Origin of the sequence: Stappia sp. BW2 (assembly GCF_008107695.1) — a bacterium.
Lineage (GTDB): Bacteria > Pseudomonadota > Alphaproteobacteria > Rhizobiales > Stappiaceae > Roseibium.
On record NZ_VIRG01000066.1, the window covers coordinates 192,585 to 208,693 of the forward strand.

Annotated in this window: 16 protein-coding genes; 10 read left to right on the forward strand and 6 right to left on the reverse strand. The window is 59.7% G+C overall.

Annotated features, from left to right (window positions below; genetic code table 11):
* Window positions 1-31: 31 nt before the first annotated feature.
* The 3 genes from tdh to FMN63_RS12390 form a co-directional block, all read right to left on the reverse strand.
* On the reverse strand, window positions 32-1,072 hold the full coding sequence (tdh, locus tag FMN63_RS12380) for an L-threonine 3-dehydrogenase (RefSeq protein ID WP_148584277.1): 1,041 nt from the start codon (window positions 1,070-1,072) through the stop codon (window positions 32-34).
* Complete coding sequence (locus FMN63_RS12385; protein WP_148584278.1) at window positions 1,069-2,256, reverse strand: glycine C-acetyltransferase; 1,188 nt, start codon at window positions 2,254-2,256, stop codon at window positions 1,069-1,071. The genes tdh and FMN63_RS12385 overlap by 4 nt, the downstream gene beginning before the upstream one ends.
* A 235-nt stretch (window positions 2,257-2,491) precedes the next feature.
* Window positions 2,492-3,052, reverse strand: a complete 561-nt coding sequence (locus tag FMN63_RS12390) for a helix-turn-helix domain-containing protein (protein WP_148584279.1) — start codon at window positions 3,050-3,052, stop codon at window positions 2,492-2,494.
* 426 nt (window positions 3,053-3,478) lie between these two features.
* Here FMN63_RS12390 and FMN63_RS12395 point away from each other — a divergent pair, with 426 nt between their 5' ends.
* Window positions 3,479-5,149: a formate--tetrahydrofolate ligase gene (locus FMN63_RS12395; RefSeq protein ID WP_148584280.1), complete on the forward strand. Its 1,671-nt coding sequence runs from the start codon at window positions 3,479-3,481 to the stop codon at window positions 5,147-5,149.
* Window positions 5,150-5,426: 277 nt separating this feature from the next.
* On the opposite strand, the gene FMN63_RS12400 is transcribed toward FMN63_RS12395, so the two are convergent.
* On the reverse strand, window positions 5,427-5,936 hold the full coding sequence (locus tag FMN63_RS12400) for an anthrone oxygenase family protein (protein ID WP_148584281.1): 510 nt from the start codon (window positions 5,934-5,936) through the stop codon (window positions 5,427-5,429).
* Window positions 5,937-6,023: 87 nt separating this feature from the next.
* Here FMN63_RS12400 and FMN63_RS12405 point away from each other — a divergent pair, with 87 nt between their 5' ends.
* From FMN63_RS12405 to FMN63_RS12435, 7 genes are all read left to right on the forward strand, one after another.
* A complete protein-coding gene (locus FMN63_RS12405) occupies window positions 6,024-6,641 on the forward strand; it encodes a TetR/AcrR family transcriptional regulator (RefSeq protein ID WP_148584282.1) in 618 nt (205 codons plus the stop codon).
* Between the two features lie 178 nt (window positions 6,642-6,819).
* Window positions 6,820-7,524 carry a cobalamin B12-binding domain-containing protein gene (locus FMN63_RS12410; RefSeq protein ID WP_148584283.1) on the forward strand — a complete coding sequence of 235 codons (705 nt, stop codon included), beginning with the start codon at window positions 6,820-6,822 and terminating at the stop codon, window positions 7,522-7,524.
* Window positions 7,525-7,529: 5 nt separating this feature from the next.
* Window positions 7,530-8,198, forward strand: coding sequence for a DUF1638 domain-containing protein (locus FMN63_RS12415; protein WP_148584284.1), 669 nt, complete (start codon window positions 7,530-7,532; stop codon window positions 8,196-8,198).
* 113 nt (window positions 8,199-8,311) lie between these two features.
* Window positions 8,312-8,614, forward strand: a complete 303-nt coding sequence (locus tag FMN63_RS12420) for a virulence factor (protein WP_148584285.1) — start codon at window positions 8,312-8,314, stop codon at window positions 8,612-8,614.
* Complete coding sequence (locus FMN63_RS12425; protein ID WP_148584286.1) at window positions 8,607-9,500, forward strand: methylenetetrahydrofolate reductase; 894 nt, start codon at window positions 8,607-8,609, stop codon at window positions 9,498-9,500. The genes FMN63_RS12420 and FMN63_RS12425 overlap by 8 nt, the downstream gene beginning before the upstream one ends.
* Entirely contained in the window at window positions 9,501-10,457 is a 957-nt protein-coding gene (locus FMN63_RS12430; RefSeq protein ID WP_148584287.1) for a methyltetrahydrofolate cobalamin methyltransferase, read from the forward strand.
* 276 nt (window positions 10,458-10,733) lie between these two features.
* Complete coding sequence (locus FMN63_RS12435) at window positions 10,734-12,770, forward strand: ASKHA domain-containing protein (RefSeq protein WP_148584288.1); 2,037 nt, start codon at window positions 10,734-10,736, stop codon at window positions 12,768-12,770.
* Between the two features lie 54 nt (window positions 12,771-12,824).
* Here FMN63_RS12435 and FMN63_RS12440 read toward each other — a convergent pair whose 3' ends face one another.
* Window positions 12,825-13,649: a DUF1194 domain-containing protein gene (locus tag FMN63_RS12440; protein ID WP_209001100.1), complete on the reverse strand. Its 825-nt coding sequence runs from the start codon at window positions 13,647-13,649 to the stop codon at window positions 12,825-12,827.
* 159 nt (window positions 13,650-13,808) lie between these two features.
* On the opposite strand from FMN63_RS12440, the gene FMN63_RS12445 reads away from it, so the two are divergent.
* Together FMN63_RS12445 and FMN63_RS12450 are read left to right on the forward strand one after the other, a co-directional pair.
* Window positions 13,809-14,630, forward strand: coding sequence for an enoyl-CoA hydratase (locus tag FMN63_RS12445; RefSeq protein WP_148584290.1), 822 nt, complete (start codon window positions 13,809-13,811; stop codon window positions 14,628-14,630).
* A 35-nt stretch (window positions 14,631-14,665) separates the two neighbouring features.
* Window positions 14,666-15,100, forward strand: a complete 435-nt coding sequence (locus FMN63_RS12450; RefSeq protein ID WP_148584291.1) for a DUF3052 family protein — start codon at window positions 14,666-14,668, stop codon at window positions 15,098-15,100.
* A 52-nt stretch (window positions 15,101-15,152) separates the two neighbouring features.
* Here the strand turns inward: FMN63_RS12450 and FMN63_RS12455 are convergent, their stop codons facing one another.
* Window positions 15,153-16,025, reverse strand: a complete 873-nt coding sequence (locus FMN63_RS12455; RefSeq protein ID WP_148584292.1) for an AraC family transcriptional regulator — start codon at window positions 16,023-16,025, stop codon at window positions 15,153-15,155.
* Window positions 16,026-16,109 lie beyond the last annotated feature (84 nt).

Sequence of the window (16,109 nt, forward strand, 5' to 3'; positions counted from 1 at the left end):
TGAGCGAAATCTCTCCCGCCGGACAGCTGGCTCACGTCCAGCTGAGCACCACCTTGCCCGCTTCACCTGACTTCATGGCAGCAAAGCCCTTCTCGAAATCGTCTGCACCAAAGCGGTGTGTGATGACATTGCGCACGTCCAGGCCGTTCTGCAGCATGGCAATCATCTTGTACCAGGTCTCGAAAATTTCGCGGCCGTACACGCCCTTGATGGTGATTGCCTTGAAGACGATGCGCGACCAATCCACCGGCGATTTTCCGGGAGGAATGCCAAGTAGCGCAATCCGACCTCCCATCACGAGGTTCTCAACCATCTGGTCGAGCGCCGCCTGGTTGCCCGACATTTCCAGGCCGACATCAAAGCCTTCCTTCATGCCGAGCTTCTTTTCGATGCCTTTCAGATCTTCCCTGGCCACGTTGACCGGCACCACATCGGCAACCTTCGTCGCCAGGTCGAGGCGGGCCTGGTTGACATCAGTGATAACCACATTGCGCGCCCCGACATGACGAGCCACGGCTGCGGCCATGATGCCTATCGGACCGGCACCGGTAATCAGGACATCCTCGCCGACCAGATCGAAACTGAGCGCGGTATGAACCGCGTTGCCGAGCGGATCGAGAATGGCACCGATCTCGTCATCGATCTCGTCCGGCAGCAAAACGACGTTGAAGGCCGGCAGGCGCAGATATTCTGCAAAAGCGCCCTGCTCGTTGACGCCGATGCCGCGGGTTTCCGGATCCAGATGAAACTTGCCCGCTCGCGATTGACGGGAGTGCCGTCCAATCAGGTGGCCTTCGCCGGAGCACCGTTGGCCAATTTCCAGATCGGTGACGTTCTTGCCGATCTCGACGATTTCACCCGCGAATTCGTGACCGGTGATCATCGGTACGGGCACCGTCTTCGCCGCCCAGTCGTCCCAGTTCCAGATGTGAATATCCGTGCCGCAAATACCGGTCTTGTGGATCTTGATCAAAACGTCGCCCGGGCCGATTTCCGGAACCGGCGCACGTGTCATCCAGAGACCTTCCTTCGGCTCGGACTTGCACAGCGCCTTCATTTCGTTGCTGCTCATGACAGCACTCCCGTCGCCTTGCCGGCCTTTTCAAAGGCCTCCAGCGCGCGATCCAGATCGGACCGGGTCAATGCCGCATTCATCTGCGTGCGGATGCGGGCCTGACCGCGCGGCACCACAGGAAAGAAGAAACCGGAGACGTAGACACCCTCCTCGAACAGCTTTGCCGCCATGTCCTGCGCCAGTTGGGCTTCCCCCAGCATCACCGGAATGATGGGGTGTTCCCCCGGCAGAAGCGTGAAGCCAAGCGCTTCCAGACCGGCGCGCCAATAGCTGGCGTTTTCGAAGAGGTTCTTGCGCAGATCGTCGCCCTCCTCCACCAGACGGATGGCTTCCAGTCCGCTCATGACCACAGCCGGCGGCAGAGAGTTGGAAAAGAGGTAGGGTCGCGCCCGCTGGCGCAGCAGATCTATGACAGGCTGAGGTCCTGCAATATAGCCGCCTATGCCGCCGCCCAGCGCTTTGCCGAGCGTTCCTGTCAGGATATCGACATCGACGCCAAAATGCGCCGGCATGCCTCTCCCCTTTGGCCCCATGAAGCCGGTCGCATGGCAATCGTCGACCATCACAACGGCATCATATTGCCTGGCCAGCTCGGTCACACCCGGCAGGTTGGCGAGGTAACCATCCATCGAGAAGACGCCGTCTGTGGCAATCATGATGTGACGAGCCCCGGCAGCCCGGGCTTCCTTCAGTTTCGCCTCCAGATCCGCCATATCGGAATTGGCGTAGCGATAGCGCTGGGCCTTGCACAGGCGAATGCCGTCAATGATCGACGCATGATTGAGCGCGTCCGATATTATCGCGTCTTCAGCCCCAAGCAACGGTTCGAACAGGCCTCCATTTGCGTCGAAACAGGCCGCGAACAGAATGGCATCGTCCTTGCCGAGAAACTCGGCCAGACGCTGTTCAAGCTGGCGGTGAATGTCCTGCGTTCCGCAAATGAAACGCACGGACGCCATGCCGTAGCCCTTTGGTTCAAGAGCCTTGCGAGCAGCTTCCTCAAGAGCCGGATGATCGGCCAAACCCAGGTAGTTGTTTGCGCAAAGGTTGATGACTTCGCGCCCGCCGACCGTGATCAAGCCGCCCTGAGGCGAGGTGATCAGCCGCTCGCGCTTGTAGAGCCCTTCGGCCTCGATTTCTTCAAGCGTCTCGGAAATATGCGACAGAAAGGCATCGGACACGGGGCTTCCTCCGGCAAGATGGATATTTCCTCCATCATGTCGGATTTTTGTTCGCAATAAAAGATTCAATTTCCAGTATCACGGATTTTTGCAGCCACCCATCCGCAAGAAACAGGCGGTTGAATCAACCTTTTCGGTCAGGAAGATTGCACAGGTGCAAACGCATGGCTATGACACCCGCCATACGGAAACCAGCATTACGCAAGGCAGAACCGGCGCATGCGGTACGCCACCCTCAGAATTTCACCACCATCAGGATCGCCCGCGCTGGACCGCCCACGGAAGCGATGCAATGGGGCACGTCCGCCGCGTAACGGGCCGTATCGCCCTTGCCGATGATGCCTTTGGCCACGCCGGAGGTAACTTCCAGCTGGCCGTCTTCGGCTATCAGTTGTTCCCGCGTTCCGCGCTCGTGCGGCTTGCTTTCAAGCTTGCCGCCTTCGGTGAAGATCAGTTCATAGATTTCGAACCGGCCCGCGTCCTGCGGTGGCGACAGTATCCGGATCCTGCAACCGTCTCCGGCCCTGTCGAGCGCAGGGGTCTGGTGTTCGTGCACGATCTCGACCCGGTCCTCTGCAGTTTCCTCCCCCAGCAGACCGGCGAAATCGACATTCAGGGCTCTGGTAAGATTGAGCAGGGTCGCGACAGTCGGGTTGGATTCTCCGCGCTCGATCTGGCTAACCATGGAGCGGGAAACACCCGAGAGTTTTTCAACCGCCTCCAGCGACAGGCCCTGGGCACGCCGCGCCTTCTTGAGGCGGGCTGGCAAGCGGGAAAGAATGTCCGAATCTGTCATGACGGAACTAAAATCCGTTTCGCCAGATATTGCAATTTTCTTTTCCTGTCATCCGACTTGACGAGCCGCATAAGCGTCGCTTCGGCCAGTTCAAATCAGCCACACTTATTACCCTGATCAGGCCTGCGATGACGGAACTCGTCTTCGGTGCCAATTTTGCTCTCCTTGCAAGGCGGCCCTCGCACACCTGCTGTCATTCGCTACGACTTATCGACCTCCTACCGGCGGTTCTGACCATGCTTCTTTTTCCGGGAACCGTGCTGCTCCCCAACGCCGAACGGGCCGCCGTCGCTTCCGGAGCGCATCCTGTCGCTTTCGGAACATTTGCTGCACTGCGCCCTCCCATAGCGTTTCCGCATAAGCTGGGGGCGGTCCATAACCGCATCCGGAAAACAAGAATTCGGAAACGCTTCGGAGAGAAACCCCATGGCCAGCGATATTGAAATTGCCCGTGCAGCCAAAATGAAACCTATTCAGGAAATCGGCAAAAGGCTGAATATTCCCGAAGACTCTCTCCTGCCCTATGGGCGCACCAAGGCCAAGATTTCCGCCGAGTACATTGCCAACCTGAACGGCCGCAAGAACGGCAAGCTCATTCTGGTGACGGCAATCAACCCGACCCCGGCCGGCGAAGGCAAGACAACCACGACGGTCGGTCTTGGCGACGGTCTCAACAAGATCGGCAAGAACGCGATGATCTGCCTGCGCGAACCGTCGCTTGGCCCCTGCTTCGGCATGAAGGGCGGTGCAGCCGGCGGCGGCTATGCGCAGGTCGTTCCCATGGAAGACATCAACCTGCATTTTACAGGCGATTTCCACGCCATCACCTCTGCGCACAATCTGCTCGCCGCCTTGATCGAAAACCACATCTATTGGGGCAATGAACTGGGCATCGATATCCGCCGGGTGGTCTGGCGCCGGGTGATGGACATGAACGACCGGGCACTGCGCACTGTCGTCTGCTCCCTTGGCGGCATCGCCAACGGCTTCCCGCGGGAAGCAGGGTTCGACATTACGGTTGCCTCCGAAATCATGGCGATCCTGTGCCTGGCAACCGATCTGGACGACCTGCAGAAACGGCTCGGGGACATCATCGTTGCTTATAGACGCGACCGGACGGCGATCACCGCGCGTGAACTGGAAGCGGACGGCGCCATGACAGTGCTTTTGAAAGAAGCGATGCAGCCGAACCTCGTGCAAACTCTGGAAAACAATCCTGCCTTTATCCACGGCGGCCCCTTCGCCAACATCGCACACGGCTGCAACTCCGTGGTTGCCACCCAGACGGCCTTGAAGCTGGCCGACTATGTCGTGACGGAAGCAGGCTTTGGTGCCGATCTCGGTGCCGAGAAATTCTTCGACATCAAATGCCGCAAGGCGGGACTAACCCCGGATGCCGTGGTGATCGTCGCGACCATCAAGGCTTTGAAAATGAACGGCGGCGTTGCCAAGGAAGACCTCGGCACCGAAAACGTCCAGGCCGTCAAAAAGGGCTGCGCCAACCTTGGCCGCCACATCGAGAACATCAAGCAATTCGGCGTTCCTGCGGTCATTGCCATCAACCACTTCACGGCAGATACGGACGCGGAAGTTCAGGCGGTAAAGGATTACTGCGCCGAGTATCGCGTCGATGCGATCCTGGCGACCCATTGGGCCAACGGTTCAGCCGGTACGGAAGAGCTTGCCACCCGAGTGGCGGAACTGGCGGAAAGCGGCGGCGCCCAGTTCGCACCGCTTTACGACGACAGCCTGTCCCTGTTTGAGAAGATCGAATCCGTCGCGAAGCGCATTTACCGGGCAGACGAAGTGCTGGCGGACAAGTCGGTGCGCGACCAGCTCAAACGCTGGGAAGCGGACGGCTTCGGCCATCTGCCCGTCTGCATGGCCAAGACCCAGTATTCCTTTACCACCGACCCGCAGCTTCGCGGAGCCCCGACCGGCCACAGCCTGCCTGTCCGCGAAGTCCGTCTGTCGGCAGGGGCCGGTTTCATCGTGGTGATCTGCGGAGAAATCATGACCATGCCGGGCTTGCCACGCGTGCCGTCGGCCAACCACATCAAGCTGGACGACAACGGCCAGATCGAAGGCCTGTTCTGATCCATCGCGAGCGATGTTTACCCTCAGGACAAGGCGGGTCGAACGACCCGCCTTTTTCTTGTGAATTTGCCTGTCGCGGCACCCCAGTCAAAGAAAACCAACAGCCCCTCGCTCCCCGTCATTGCTGAGCCCAATCCTGCAACCCATACCGTTCCATTGCCTCAGACGGGAGCGTCACGTGCGGAAGCGAAGCGGTGCGAAAGCGAAGCGGTGTGGATGCCATGGTTGAGCCATGGCAGGACGAAGCGGATGGAGGTGTGGCTGGGAGTTTGCAGCACTAGGCGCGGTGCTGGTTTCGTCCCAGCAAGACAAGTCCAGTTGCTGCCAGTAGGAGTGCGAGACCCGAAAAGACCGTCCGGGTCTGGTTCCACAGCTGCCACGGTTCGGAATAGGACCGCCAAAGCGTTGCCGCTTCCTTCAGGTCCTCCGGAACTGGTATCCCGGCAAGCTCCTGGTTCATCGGCACATTGACCAGAATTGTCAGCGCCATACCGCCAAGGGCGTAGGTAAGGGCAGCCACAAAAAAGGACACTCCCGCTGCGCGCTGCGCCGCCACCAGGCTGATCAGCCCGGCAAGCGCTAGAACGAGGGGCGTGCCGAAGAAGGCCGGCGCGAAGGTCGCGTTTCGAACCGAGGCGTTCATCGCCTGCATCGCCGCAATCGCGATCCTGGGATCAGCAGCATCAAGGCCCCACATCGTCGAGCAGATCCAGGCGTAAAAGAAACCGAAAATGGCCCCGGCAAACAGCACAGCCAGAAGACCGGTTCCAAGTGCAAGTCGATACATCCCACCCTCCAAAACCGTAATTATGTGTACGGATTGTAATTTCCGTAACATCAATTACGGTTTCAGGCAAGCAATGGAGAGACCGGCATGCGGGCGGAAGCCAGAGAACGAAGAAAAACGGCCATTGAAACGGCAGCAATCGACCTGCTGTTGGCCGAAGGTTATGACAATATGTCGATGCTGGCGGTCGCCAGAAAAGCAAAGGCCTCCAATGAAACGCTTTACCGCTGGTATGGCGACAAGACCGGACTTTTCACAGCTCTGGTGGACCGCAACGCAGAAGACATCCGTGAGGCGCTGGAAAACTGTATCGGCAAAGCCTCCTCTCCGGACGAGGCGATGAAACGCTTCGGGCGAAGCTTGCTCCGCGTACTCACGAATCCGGCCGCGATCGCTCTCAACCGCGCGGCGGCTGCCGACGCTACGGGTACGCTAGGAACAGCCCTGGCAAAAAGCGGCCGCAACGCCGTTCTGCCGCTCGTTTGCGATCTTGTCGCGCAAGTGCAGAACAAGGGATTTCTGGCAGACCTTGAGATGGCTGCTGCTGCCGAACTTTACCTGTCCCTTTTGATCGGGGATCTTCAAATTCGGCTGGTGACACGCGCCCTGCCACATGTGGCGGATACCGACATCGAGGCCCGCGCGGACAGCGCCTGGAATGCGGTTCGACTTCTTTCCGGTGGCAGTATCGCCACCGTCTCGTAAGTTTAGACAGCTACAAACATTTCCCGTTGGCGTAGAAAATTGAAGTTGAATGGCCCGGCTCGATTTACCTGTCGCGTAAACGACTAGCCGTGTCGCTTTGGAGATATCGGCGAATCCGGCTTGAGGCATAAGCTTTTGCACTGAGTTGATGGCCTGTTGCGCCTTGCTGGAGCTGCCAATGTCTGACGAAGACGATATCGATCTCGCCTCCCTTTCTGACGACGAACTTGTCGAGCAGATGCATGACGACCTTTACGACGGTCTTCAGGAAGAAATCCTGGATGCCGTGAACATTCTTCTGGAACGCGGCTGGGCTCCCTACGACATCCTGACCAAGGCTCTGGTGGAAGGCATGCGGATCGTCGGCGTCGACTTCCGCGATGGCATCCTGTTCGTTCCCGAAGTGCTTCTTTCGGCCAACGCCATGAAGGCCGGCATGAGCATCCTGCGCCCGCTGCTGGCGGAGACCGGTGCACCGAAGGTCGGCAAAATGGTCATCGGCACCGTGAAAGGCGACATCCACGACATCGGCAAGAACCTTGTCTCGATGATGATGGAAGGTGCCGGCTTCGAAGTGATCGACATTGGCATCAACAACCCTGTCGAAAACTATCTTGCGGCCATCGAAGAGCATCAGCCGGACATTCTCGGCATGTCGGCCCTTCTGACCACGACGATGCCTTACATGAAGGTCGTGATCGACGAAATGAAGGCCAAGGGCATTCGCGACGATTATATCGTGCTCGTCGGCGGCGCACCGCTGAACGAGGAATTCGGTGAAGCTGTCGGAGCCGATGGTTATTGCCGCGACGCGGCCGTTGCTGTGGAAATGGCGAAAGACCTGATCGCTCGCCGCCACAACATGCTGGCCAACAAGGGCTGACGGCAATGTTCAAGGAGGCTGCCGAAATGCTGGTGGGCGAGCCTCTGTTTCCGATTGAGACGGATGGGAGCGCGGACGACAAGGTCGGCCGCGTTCTTGTTATTGCCTGCGGTGCCCTGGCGCGCGAGGTCATCGCCATTCGCGAGAAGAACAACCTCGACCACGTCGACATCACCTGCCTTCCGGCGAAGCTGCACAACACGCCGGACAAGATACCGGATGAAGTCCGCCGAACCATCCTGAAGAACGCGGACACCTACTCCGACATTCTGGTGGCCTATGGCGATTGCGGCACCGGCGGCCTGCTAGACAGGGTGCTGGAGGAAACCGGCGCGCGGCGCATCGAAGGCGCGCACTGCTACGCCTTTTTCACCGGCATTGAAGAATTCGACCAGATGGAAGACGACCAGCTCGGCACATTCTATCTGACCGATTTCCTGGCCCGGCATTTCCAGACCATGGTCATCGAACCGCTGGGTCTCGACTGGCACCCGCACTTGAGGGACATGTATTTCGCCCATTACACCCGCGTTCTCTACCTGGCCCAGACTGATGACCCGGCCCTTGAGGATGCGGCACGGCGCGCTGCGGACAGGCTGGGCCTGCCGTTTGAAATGCGACGAACGGGGTATGGATTGCTGCAGCCGTTTCTGGGCAAAGGCCGGGCGGATTGAGCGTCGCAAAATAGCCTTCGGACAAGTCGGTTTTTCACGTGCTGATGCCGCTATCAGGCGTCCTGGGCCAGCAAGCTTCCGGCAATGATGTTTCTCAGGAGGAAGTTCCGAGAATGGCGCAGAAAATCATCGTTTATTGGCGGGACATCCCGGCACAGATCCTGGTGAAGCAGGGGCGTAAATCCGCCCGGCGGGAACTGCCTGCCATGTTCATGGAAGCCATCGACGCCTGCGCCATGCGGATCGGGGCGAAGGACAGCGACGCCTATATGGCGGAGTGGCGCCGGACCGACCCGGTTTCGGTGACGGACGATCTTGAAACGGAAGCGGACGCGGCCTTGACCGACCTGGTCTCTGCCTATCCGAAAGAGAGACTTAAAACCCTGCTTGAAAATGGAGGCTCGGAACATGACTGATCAGCGCCTGTTGGCCAATGGGCGGCTTCCCGCCTCTACCGAAATGTCCCCCAGGCAGGTGGTCGAAAAGACCGAGCTTCTGCAGTTCATCCCCGCGGGCACGCAGATTTATGTCACGGATCTGGGCAACTGCTCGGAAGACATGATCGTCGACGCAGCCCGCATCCTGCGCGACAACAAGCTGACCGCCGTTCCGCATATGGCGGCCCGCCGGTATGCAAGCCGCGAGGACTTCGAGCGCCGCATCACCCGGCTGACGCAGGAAGCAGGCGCCACCGAAGTTCTGGCCATTGCGGGCGAAGCCGAGAAAGCCGGTCCCCTCACCTCTTCTGTCGCTCTTCTGGAAACCGGTCTGTTCGACAAGCTCGGCATCAAGAAGATCGCCGTTGCCGGACACCCCGAAGGCGCACCGGACATCAAGCCGGACGTGATCAAAAGCTTCCTGCAACGCAAGCATGAACTTGCCCGCGAAAGCGATGCCGAGTTCCGCATCGTGACCCAGTTCGGGTTCGATCCGCATCGGGTCAGCCTGTGGCTGGACGAGTTGCGCGAATGGGGCAACGAATTCCCGGTGCATGTCGGTGTTGCTGGTCCGGCCAAGATGACGACCCTTCTGAAATATGCCGCTTTTGCCGGTGTTGAAAACTCCTTCAACTTCCTGAAAAAGCGTGGCGGCGCCGTCGTCTCCATGCTGTCCGGCTACGACCCGAACACGATGGTCGATCCGTTGGAGACCCGCGTCACCAGCCAGCCCGACACCCAATTGGCCCAGATTCACGCCTACCCCTTTGGCGGTATCCAGAAAACTGCTGAGTGGCTGATTAGCCGCGGGAGTTGGTCTTTTCAGACTTCGTCTTCAATCCTGACTGCCAATGAGAGCGCATAAATGACCCGCACTGTTGTCGCCTCCGCGACCAAGGAAATCATCATCGGTTTCGACCAGCCCTTCTGTGTGATCGGCGAGCGGATCAACCCGACCGGCCGCAAGAAGCTGGCGGCGGAAATGGCCGAAGGCAACTTCGAAACCGTCAAGGCCGACGCCCTGGCCCAGGTGGCCGCGGGCGCAACCATGCTCGACGTCAACGCCGGCGTGACCGCGGTCAATCCGAACGAGACCGAACCACCGCTGCTCGTGAAGACTATCGAGATTGTTCAAGAGCTTGTCGACGTTCCCTTGTCTATCGATTCATCCGTGACCGCCGCCATCGAGGCGGGGCTTGCGGTTGCCAAGGGCCGTCCGCTGGTCAACTCCGTGACCGGTGAAGAGGAAAAGCTGGAAGCGATCCTGCCGCTCATCAAGAAGTACAACGTGCCGGTTGTGGCGATCTCCAACGACGAGACCGGCATCTCGGAAGATCCGGACGTACGCTTTGAAGTGGCCAGGAAGATTGTCCAGCGCGCGGCCGACTACGGCATTCCCGCGCACGATATTGTCGTGGACCCGCTTGTGATGCCGATCGGTGCCATGGGCACAGCCGGTCAGCAGGTGTTCCGCCTGTTGCGCCGCTTGCGTGAGGAGCTGAAGGTCAACACCACCTGCGGCCTGTCCAACATTTCCTTTGGTCTGCCACATCGACATGGCATCAATGCAGGCTTCATTCCGATGGTCATCGGTGCCGGCATGACGTCTGCGATCATGAACCCATGCCGTCCGCAGGAAATGGAAGCCGTACGCGCTGCCAACGTGCTCAACGGTGCCGATCCCAACTGCCAGGAATGGATCATGACCTACCGTGACCACCAGCCGGCAGCCCCCGGCGCAGTTGCGGCACCGTCCGAAGGCGGAGGCTCCTCAGGTGGGCGCCGCCGCGGCGGACGCGCAGCACGCCGGTCCGCAGGTTGAGTTCCCAGACATAAAAGTTTGCGGTTCTTTCCCGTCTGCAAACGGGGTGGCTTTTCACCAATTTCAGGATGGGATCCCCACCCCAATCCCCTCCCCGCAAGTGGGAGGGGTTTTGCGTGTCGTGGGAAACGTTTCAAACCGCTGGACCCGAAGTCGTCGTTAGGATGACTTCGTTGCGGCGGGTACAGCCCAAGTCCTCTTCCCTTTACCGGGGTGGAGCGGGTCGGGGGACATCCCCGCAGAGTTTTGAAAACCGGTAGTGACAGAACGCGAGCCATGACCGAGACCGTTAAACACGCCAAAGTCGTTTTCCAACCGAGCGGACGCCGGGGAACTTTTCCCGTCGGAACGCCCCTGCTCGACGCAGCCCGCTCGCTCGGGGTCTATGTGGAATCGGTATGTGGCGGACGTGGCATTTGCGGGCGCTGCCAGATTTCGGTTTCCGAAGGCACGTTCGCCAAGGAAAATCTGACCAGTAGAGCCGAAAACCTGGAAGGAGCCACCGAGGCGGAAACCCGCTATGCAACCTTGCGCAAATTGCCTGCCGACAGGCGGCTTTCCTGCCAGGCAAAGATTCTGGGGGATCTTGTTGTCGATGTTCCGACCGATGCCCAGACCAACCGCCAGGTCGTGCGCAAACGCGCAGAGGCTCGTACTATCGAAGCGGACAGCCCGATCTCTCTTGTTTCCGTTGCGATTGCCGAACCGGACATGGAAACGCCGCGAGGAGACATCGACCGGTTGCGTGAAGCCCTGATTGCAGAGACGGGAATTGCCGATCTCGCAATCGACCCGGTCTTGCTGCCGAGCGTCCAGACGACGTTGCGCAAGGGCAATTGGCATGTGACCGCCGCCATCCACGAGGATAGAGGCGTCCTGCCGACGCTGGTCGCCCTCCGGCCCGGGGATAAGCCTGCGGTCTACGGGCTTGCCGTCGACATCGGCTCCACAACCATTGCAGCTCATCTGTGTAACTTGCAGAACGGCCGCACGGTTTCATCCGCCGGTACGTCCAACCCGCAGATCCGCTTTGGCGAAGATCTGATGTCCCGGGTGTCCTATGTGCAGATGAACCCGTCAAAGCTGCCGGATCTGACAAAGGCCGTGCGCGATGCCATCAACGCGCTGATCGGCAAACTTGTCGGCGATGTCGGCGCGGACCGCACGGATGTGCTCGACGCGACCTTTGTCGGCAATCCGGTGATGCACCACCTGTTTCTTGGTATCGATCCGGTGGAACTTGGCGGGGCTCCTTTCGCGCTGGCGGCTTCCGACGCCATGGTACTGAACGCACGCGATCTGGACCTGGAACTGAACCCCGGAGCCCGTGTCTACATGCTGCCCTGTATCGCCGGCCATGTCGGTGCCGATGCCGCGGCTGCAACGCTAGCTGAAAGCCCGTATAAACTTGACGAGATCACCCTGCTCGTCGACGTCGGCACCAATGCGGAAATCGTTCTGGGCAACAGAAACCGGCTGCTGGCGGCCTCCTCTCCCACTGGCCCCGCGTTCGAGGGCGCCGAGATTTCTTCCGGACAACGCGCCGCGCCTGGCGCCATCGAGCGCATCCGCATTGACAAGGAAACGCTTGAGCCGCGCTTCAAGGTGATCGGCGTCGATGAATGGTCGGACGAAGAAGGATTTGCCGAGAAGGTCGACACCGTCGGCGTCACCGGCATCTGCGGTTCGGGCATCATCGAGGCGGTTGCCGAGATGTATCTGGCCGGGCTCATCACCGAAGATGGCGTGATCAATGGCGCGATGGCCGAGCGGACCCCGCGCGTCAAATCCACCGGCCGGACTTTTTCATATGTGATTGCAAGCGATGGGGTCGAAATCTCGATCCTTCAGACGGACATCCGCGCGATCCAGCTTGCCAAGGGCGCGCTCTATGCCGGTGTCAAACTGCTGCAGGACAAGCTGGGTACCTATGCACTGGATCGCATTCGTCTGGCTGGTGCTTTCGGCAGCTACATCGACCCAAAATACGCAATGATCCTGGGGCTCCTTCCCGATTGCCCGCTGGAGGGTGTCTCCGGCGTTGGCAATGCCGCAGGCACAGGCGCGCGCATGGCGCTGCTCAACCGGGGCTACAGGCGCGAGATCGAACAGACCGTTCGGGATATCGAGAAAATCGAGACAGCCCTGGAGCCAAAGTTCCAGGAGCATTTCGTCAATGCCATGGCGCTGCCCAACAAGGTCGATCCCTTCCCCAATCTCCGCGCCGCTGTCGAATTGCCCGAGCGCAAGGAAGCAGACGCCGGTTCGGATGCAAGCGGGGGCGAGCGCCGACGGAGGCGGCGCCGGGGCTGACAGCCTGAGCGAAAAAGCGGGCAAGCATGAAAGAGCGGCAGAACGGATCCGCCGCTACTGATCCCAGAAATACTGATCCCGCATACGCCGCCAGATCTTTTCGCCCACGAGGCAATCATAGGGTTCCTCGAAGGTGAATTGGGCTGGAATGACTTTCGGCTCTGGAGGAGTGACGCCGCCGATCTCTAGAATGAGCTTGCGGCGGACAGCTTCGGGAAACTGTTCCCAGTCGTCCACCGGAATGACGAAGCTGGCGGGCCCGCCGATGACACAGCGCTGATAATAGACGTCGAGATCCGGGATATTGAACTGGAAGCCCATGCCGCCGGTGGTCATCAGTGGCAATCCGTTGATCACCAGCCCGGCCTCCACCGCGGCATCGCGGGCTTGCTCCACAGCAGCGCCCTGGTTGTTGGGACCATCCCCGGAAATATCGATCACCCGCCGGTCCGCCTTGAAGGGGGCGTCGACAAGCAAGGCCGATGCATGTCTGATTGCTCCGGAAATCGAGGTGCGCCGCTGCCCGTAGGTGCTATCGGCCATAACCTTGCCGGCGAAGGCCTGAGCGTCCTCCGTGTTCTCGATCACCGACCATCCGACAATCTCGCGCGCGTGGCTTTCGTTGGCCCACTCGAACATCATCAGGGCGATCCGACCATGGGCGCCATAGCCGATGGCGCGCACCACTTCCGGGCTGGCAATGGCGGCCGCATAGCCGCGACGCTGAATCTGAAGCTCTTCTGGCGACATGGAGCGCGAGACATCAACCGCAAGAACCAGAGCGACATCAACCTGTTCCTGCGCGAGCGCCGGACCGAGAGGAGCCAGAAGCAGAGCGACTGCACCTGCAAGTGAGCGGACTTGGGAAAGCCTCCACATGACCAAAGGATAACCGAAACAGGGGGAACCGCCAGCAACTTGGCGCATCGTCAGATAAACCATCTGTGATCGGAAGCGGTCACCAGCCGAAGGAACACTTTCGCCGCCCTGCCCGCCTCGGCTATAACCACAGCAAAGCAAACCCTGGAGGAGCGTTCCATGTCCGAAACCGCAGCAAATGACGAGATCCAGAAACCGATGCTCGCAACGCTTCTTCATGAGGGCGTTTACCGGATCGTGATGCAGCGGCCAGAGCGGATGAATTCTCTGTCGAGCGAGATGATGACCGCCCTTGCCGGCGAGTTGCGCAAAGCCGCTGAAGACCCTGCCGTGCGTGTTGTCCTGCTCGGTGCGGAAGGCAAGGTATTCTGCGCGGGGCACGACCTGAAGGAATTGACCGCAGCGCGCGGAGACGCTGACGGCGGCAAGGCGACCTATGAGCGGATCATGCGCCAGTGTTCGGACCTGATGCAGCAGATCGTCCGTCTGCCCAAGCCGGTGATTGCCGTGGTGACGGGCGTTGCCACCGCAGCCGGGTGCCAGCTGGTTGCCTCCTGCGACCTTGCCCTTGCCACCGACACGGCCACTTTCTGCACACCGGGCGTCAACATCGGCCTGTTCTGCTCCACGCCCATGGTTGCACTGTCCCGCAATGTTGCGCCGAAACAGGCCATGGAAATGCTGTTGACGGGCGAAAGCATCGATGCGTCCACGGCCAAGGATTTCGGCCTGATCAACCGCATCGTCCCGCGTGACTACCTGGAGCAGGTCGTCCAGAAATACGCGGAAACGATCGCTTCCAAGTCCTCCAAGACGCTGAAAATCGGCAAGGAGGCATTCTATCGTCAGTTGGAAATGCCACTGTCGGATGCCTATGATTTTGCAGCACAGACCATGGTGGACAACATGATGGCGCGGGATGCGGAAGAAGGCATCAATGCCTTTCTGCAAAAACGCAAACCCGAATGGACGGACAGCTGATCCGGCCAGCTATTCAAAGGCCTCAAGGATAAGCCATGCCAGAAGCCGGTTACTCCGGACGTCCGCTGTCTGCAAAGCTCGGGCTGAAACCCGGAATGGTTTGCTGGCGTCACCGGATGCCGGAAGGCATTGCCAAGCTTCTGCAGACCCAAGACCCCGGCGTGGTGACAATCCCCACACCGGAGCCCGCTCTTGATTGCGCGCATGTGTTTGTTACGGAACGGGCGGATCTCGCCGGCCATCTGGCAGCCCTTCGGGACGTACTGGCTCCAAATGGCATGATCTGGGTGTCCTGGCCGAAAAAGGCCAGCAAGGTGCCAACGGATATCACCGAAGATACCATTCGCGAACTCTGCCTGCCGATGGACCTCGTGGACGTCAAGGTTTGTGCCGTCGACGAAATCTGGTCCGGTTTGAAGCTGATGATCCGCAAGGAACTCCGGAAGGATCAGGCGGCAAAACTGGCCTGAAACCCTACCGGCAGCTCACACTGCTGCCAGTGAGGTTCAGCGAGGTTCCCCGTCATTTCAGCGGCAGGAAAATGTCGGTTTTCGCCTCGTGCTCGGGAACGTCCGGGAAGAAACTGAGGCGTTGAACGAACAACGGATAGTCGCGCAGCTCCTCCCCGCTTTGCGGCAGCCAGTCGCGATACAGGGCGCGGATCGTTTCTTCGGCAAAGTCGAGCGGACCGGAATGCCTGATAACAGCGCAGCGCCCTGCCGGTATCGTTCCAGGTTCCACACCCTCATCATTTTCCGTGACTGGCCCGTTGACAGCACAGCAAACACCGATCCGATAATCCTCAGGCAGCGCCGTCTTGGGGTCGTCATAGAGAATATTGAACGTCACGCTTCTGGACGGAGGGCTTGCATGTGCTTTCCGCCAAGCGATGAAACGCCGGACGGTCGCTGGTACCTCCTGCGGCGGTCCGCGATGCTCGAGTATGGCGACGGCTGTTTCAGGAAAAGCGACGATCCGGACGGCCGAGCCATCAAGGGACTGATCCGACATGAACTGTCCTTTCAACTGCAGTAAGGGGTCGTAGGTTCTGTGCCAGACAGACCAGTCGGGTGTTGACCGGAACGCCGACGGGCTGTGCCCGAAAACGCGCTTGAACGCACGCGAGAAGCTTTCAAGATTTTCATAGCCCGCATCGAAGGCGATCTCGGTGACCGGCAGTTCGCGTCTGAATGCGAGCTGCTGTCCGGCACGCTTGAGCCTCAGGAGCCGCCGGTAGTCGGCAACGCCCAGGCCGAAGAACGCCGAGAACTGGCGCTGAAAATGAAACGTCGAATAGGCGGCAACACCGGCAAGCGCAGAAACGTCAAGCGGACCGTCCAGCGTCTGGTCTATTGCCTCCAATACCTTCTGGAACCGCTGTTTCAATTCACCCATGCGACGCCGCCTTCCGTTTGCCTGTCTGGCCTCTCCTGTTTACCGGTGAACGGTTCGGGGCGCCTGACCGTCCCTGCGCAGTTT

Coding starts and splice junctions, on each gene's coding strand:
- tdh (WP_148584277.1), bottom strand. CDS start 1,072: ATGAGCAGCAACGAAATGAAGGCGCTGTGCAAGTCCGAGCCGAAGGAA.
- FMN63_RS12390 (WP_148584279.1), bottom strand. CDS start 3,052: ATGACAGATTCGGACATTCTTTCCCGCTTGCCAGCCCGCCTCAAGAAG.
- FMN63_RS12395 (WP_148584280.1), top strand. CDS start 3,479: ATGGCCAGCGATATTGAAATTGCCCGTGCAGCCAAAATGAAACCTATT.
- FMN63_RS12400 (WP_148584281.1), bottom strand. CDS start 5,936: ATGTATCGACTTGCACTTGGAACCGGTCTTCTGGCTGTGCTGTTTGCC.
- FMN63_RS12405 (WP_148584282.1), top strand. CDS start 6,024: ATGCGGGCGGAAGCCAGAGAACGAAGAAAAACGGCCATTGAAACGGCA.
- FMN63_RS12410 (WP_148584283.1), top strand. CDS start 6,820: ATGTCTGACGAAGACGATATCGATCTCGCCTCCCTTTCTGACGACGAA.
- FMN63_RS12415 (WP_148584284.1), top strand. CDS start 7,530: ATGTTCAAGGAGGCTGCCGAAATGCTGGTGGGCGAGCCTCTGTTTCCG.
- FMN63_RS12420 (WP_148584285.1), top strand. CDS start 8,312: ATGGCGCAGAAAATCATCGTTTATTGGCGGGACATCCCGGCACAGATC.
- FMN63_RS12425 (WP_148584286.1), top strand. CDS start 8,607: ATGACTGATCAGCGCCTGTTGGCCAATGGGCGGCTTCCCGCCTCTACC.
- FMN63_RS12430 (WP_148584287.1), top strand. CDS start 9,501: ATGACCCGCACTGTTGTCGCCTCCGCGACCAAGGAAATCATCATCGGT.
- FMN63_RS12435 (WP_148584288.1), top strand. CDS start 10,734: ATGACCGAGACCGTTAAACACGCCAAAGTCGTTTTCCAACCGAGCGGA.
- FMN63_RS12440 (WP_209001100.1), bottom strand. CDS start 13,649: ATGTGGAGGCTTTCCCAAGTCCGCTCACTTGCAGGTGCAGTCGCTCTG.
- FMN63_RS12445 (WP_148584290.1), top strand. CDS start 13,809: ATGTCCGAAACCGCAGCAAATGACGAGATCCAGAAACCGATGCTCGCA.
- FMN63_RS12450 (WP_148584291.1), top strand. CDS start 14,666: ATGCCAGAAGCCGGTTACTCCGGACGTCCGCTGTCTGCAAAGCTCGGG.
- FMN63_RS12455 (WP_148584292.1), bottom strand. CDS start 16,025: ATGGGTGAATTGAAACAGCGGTTCCAGAAGGTATTGGAGGCAATAGAC.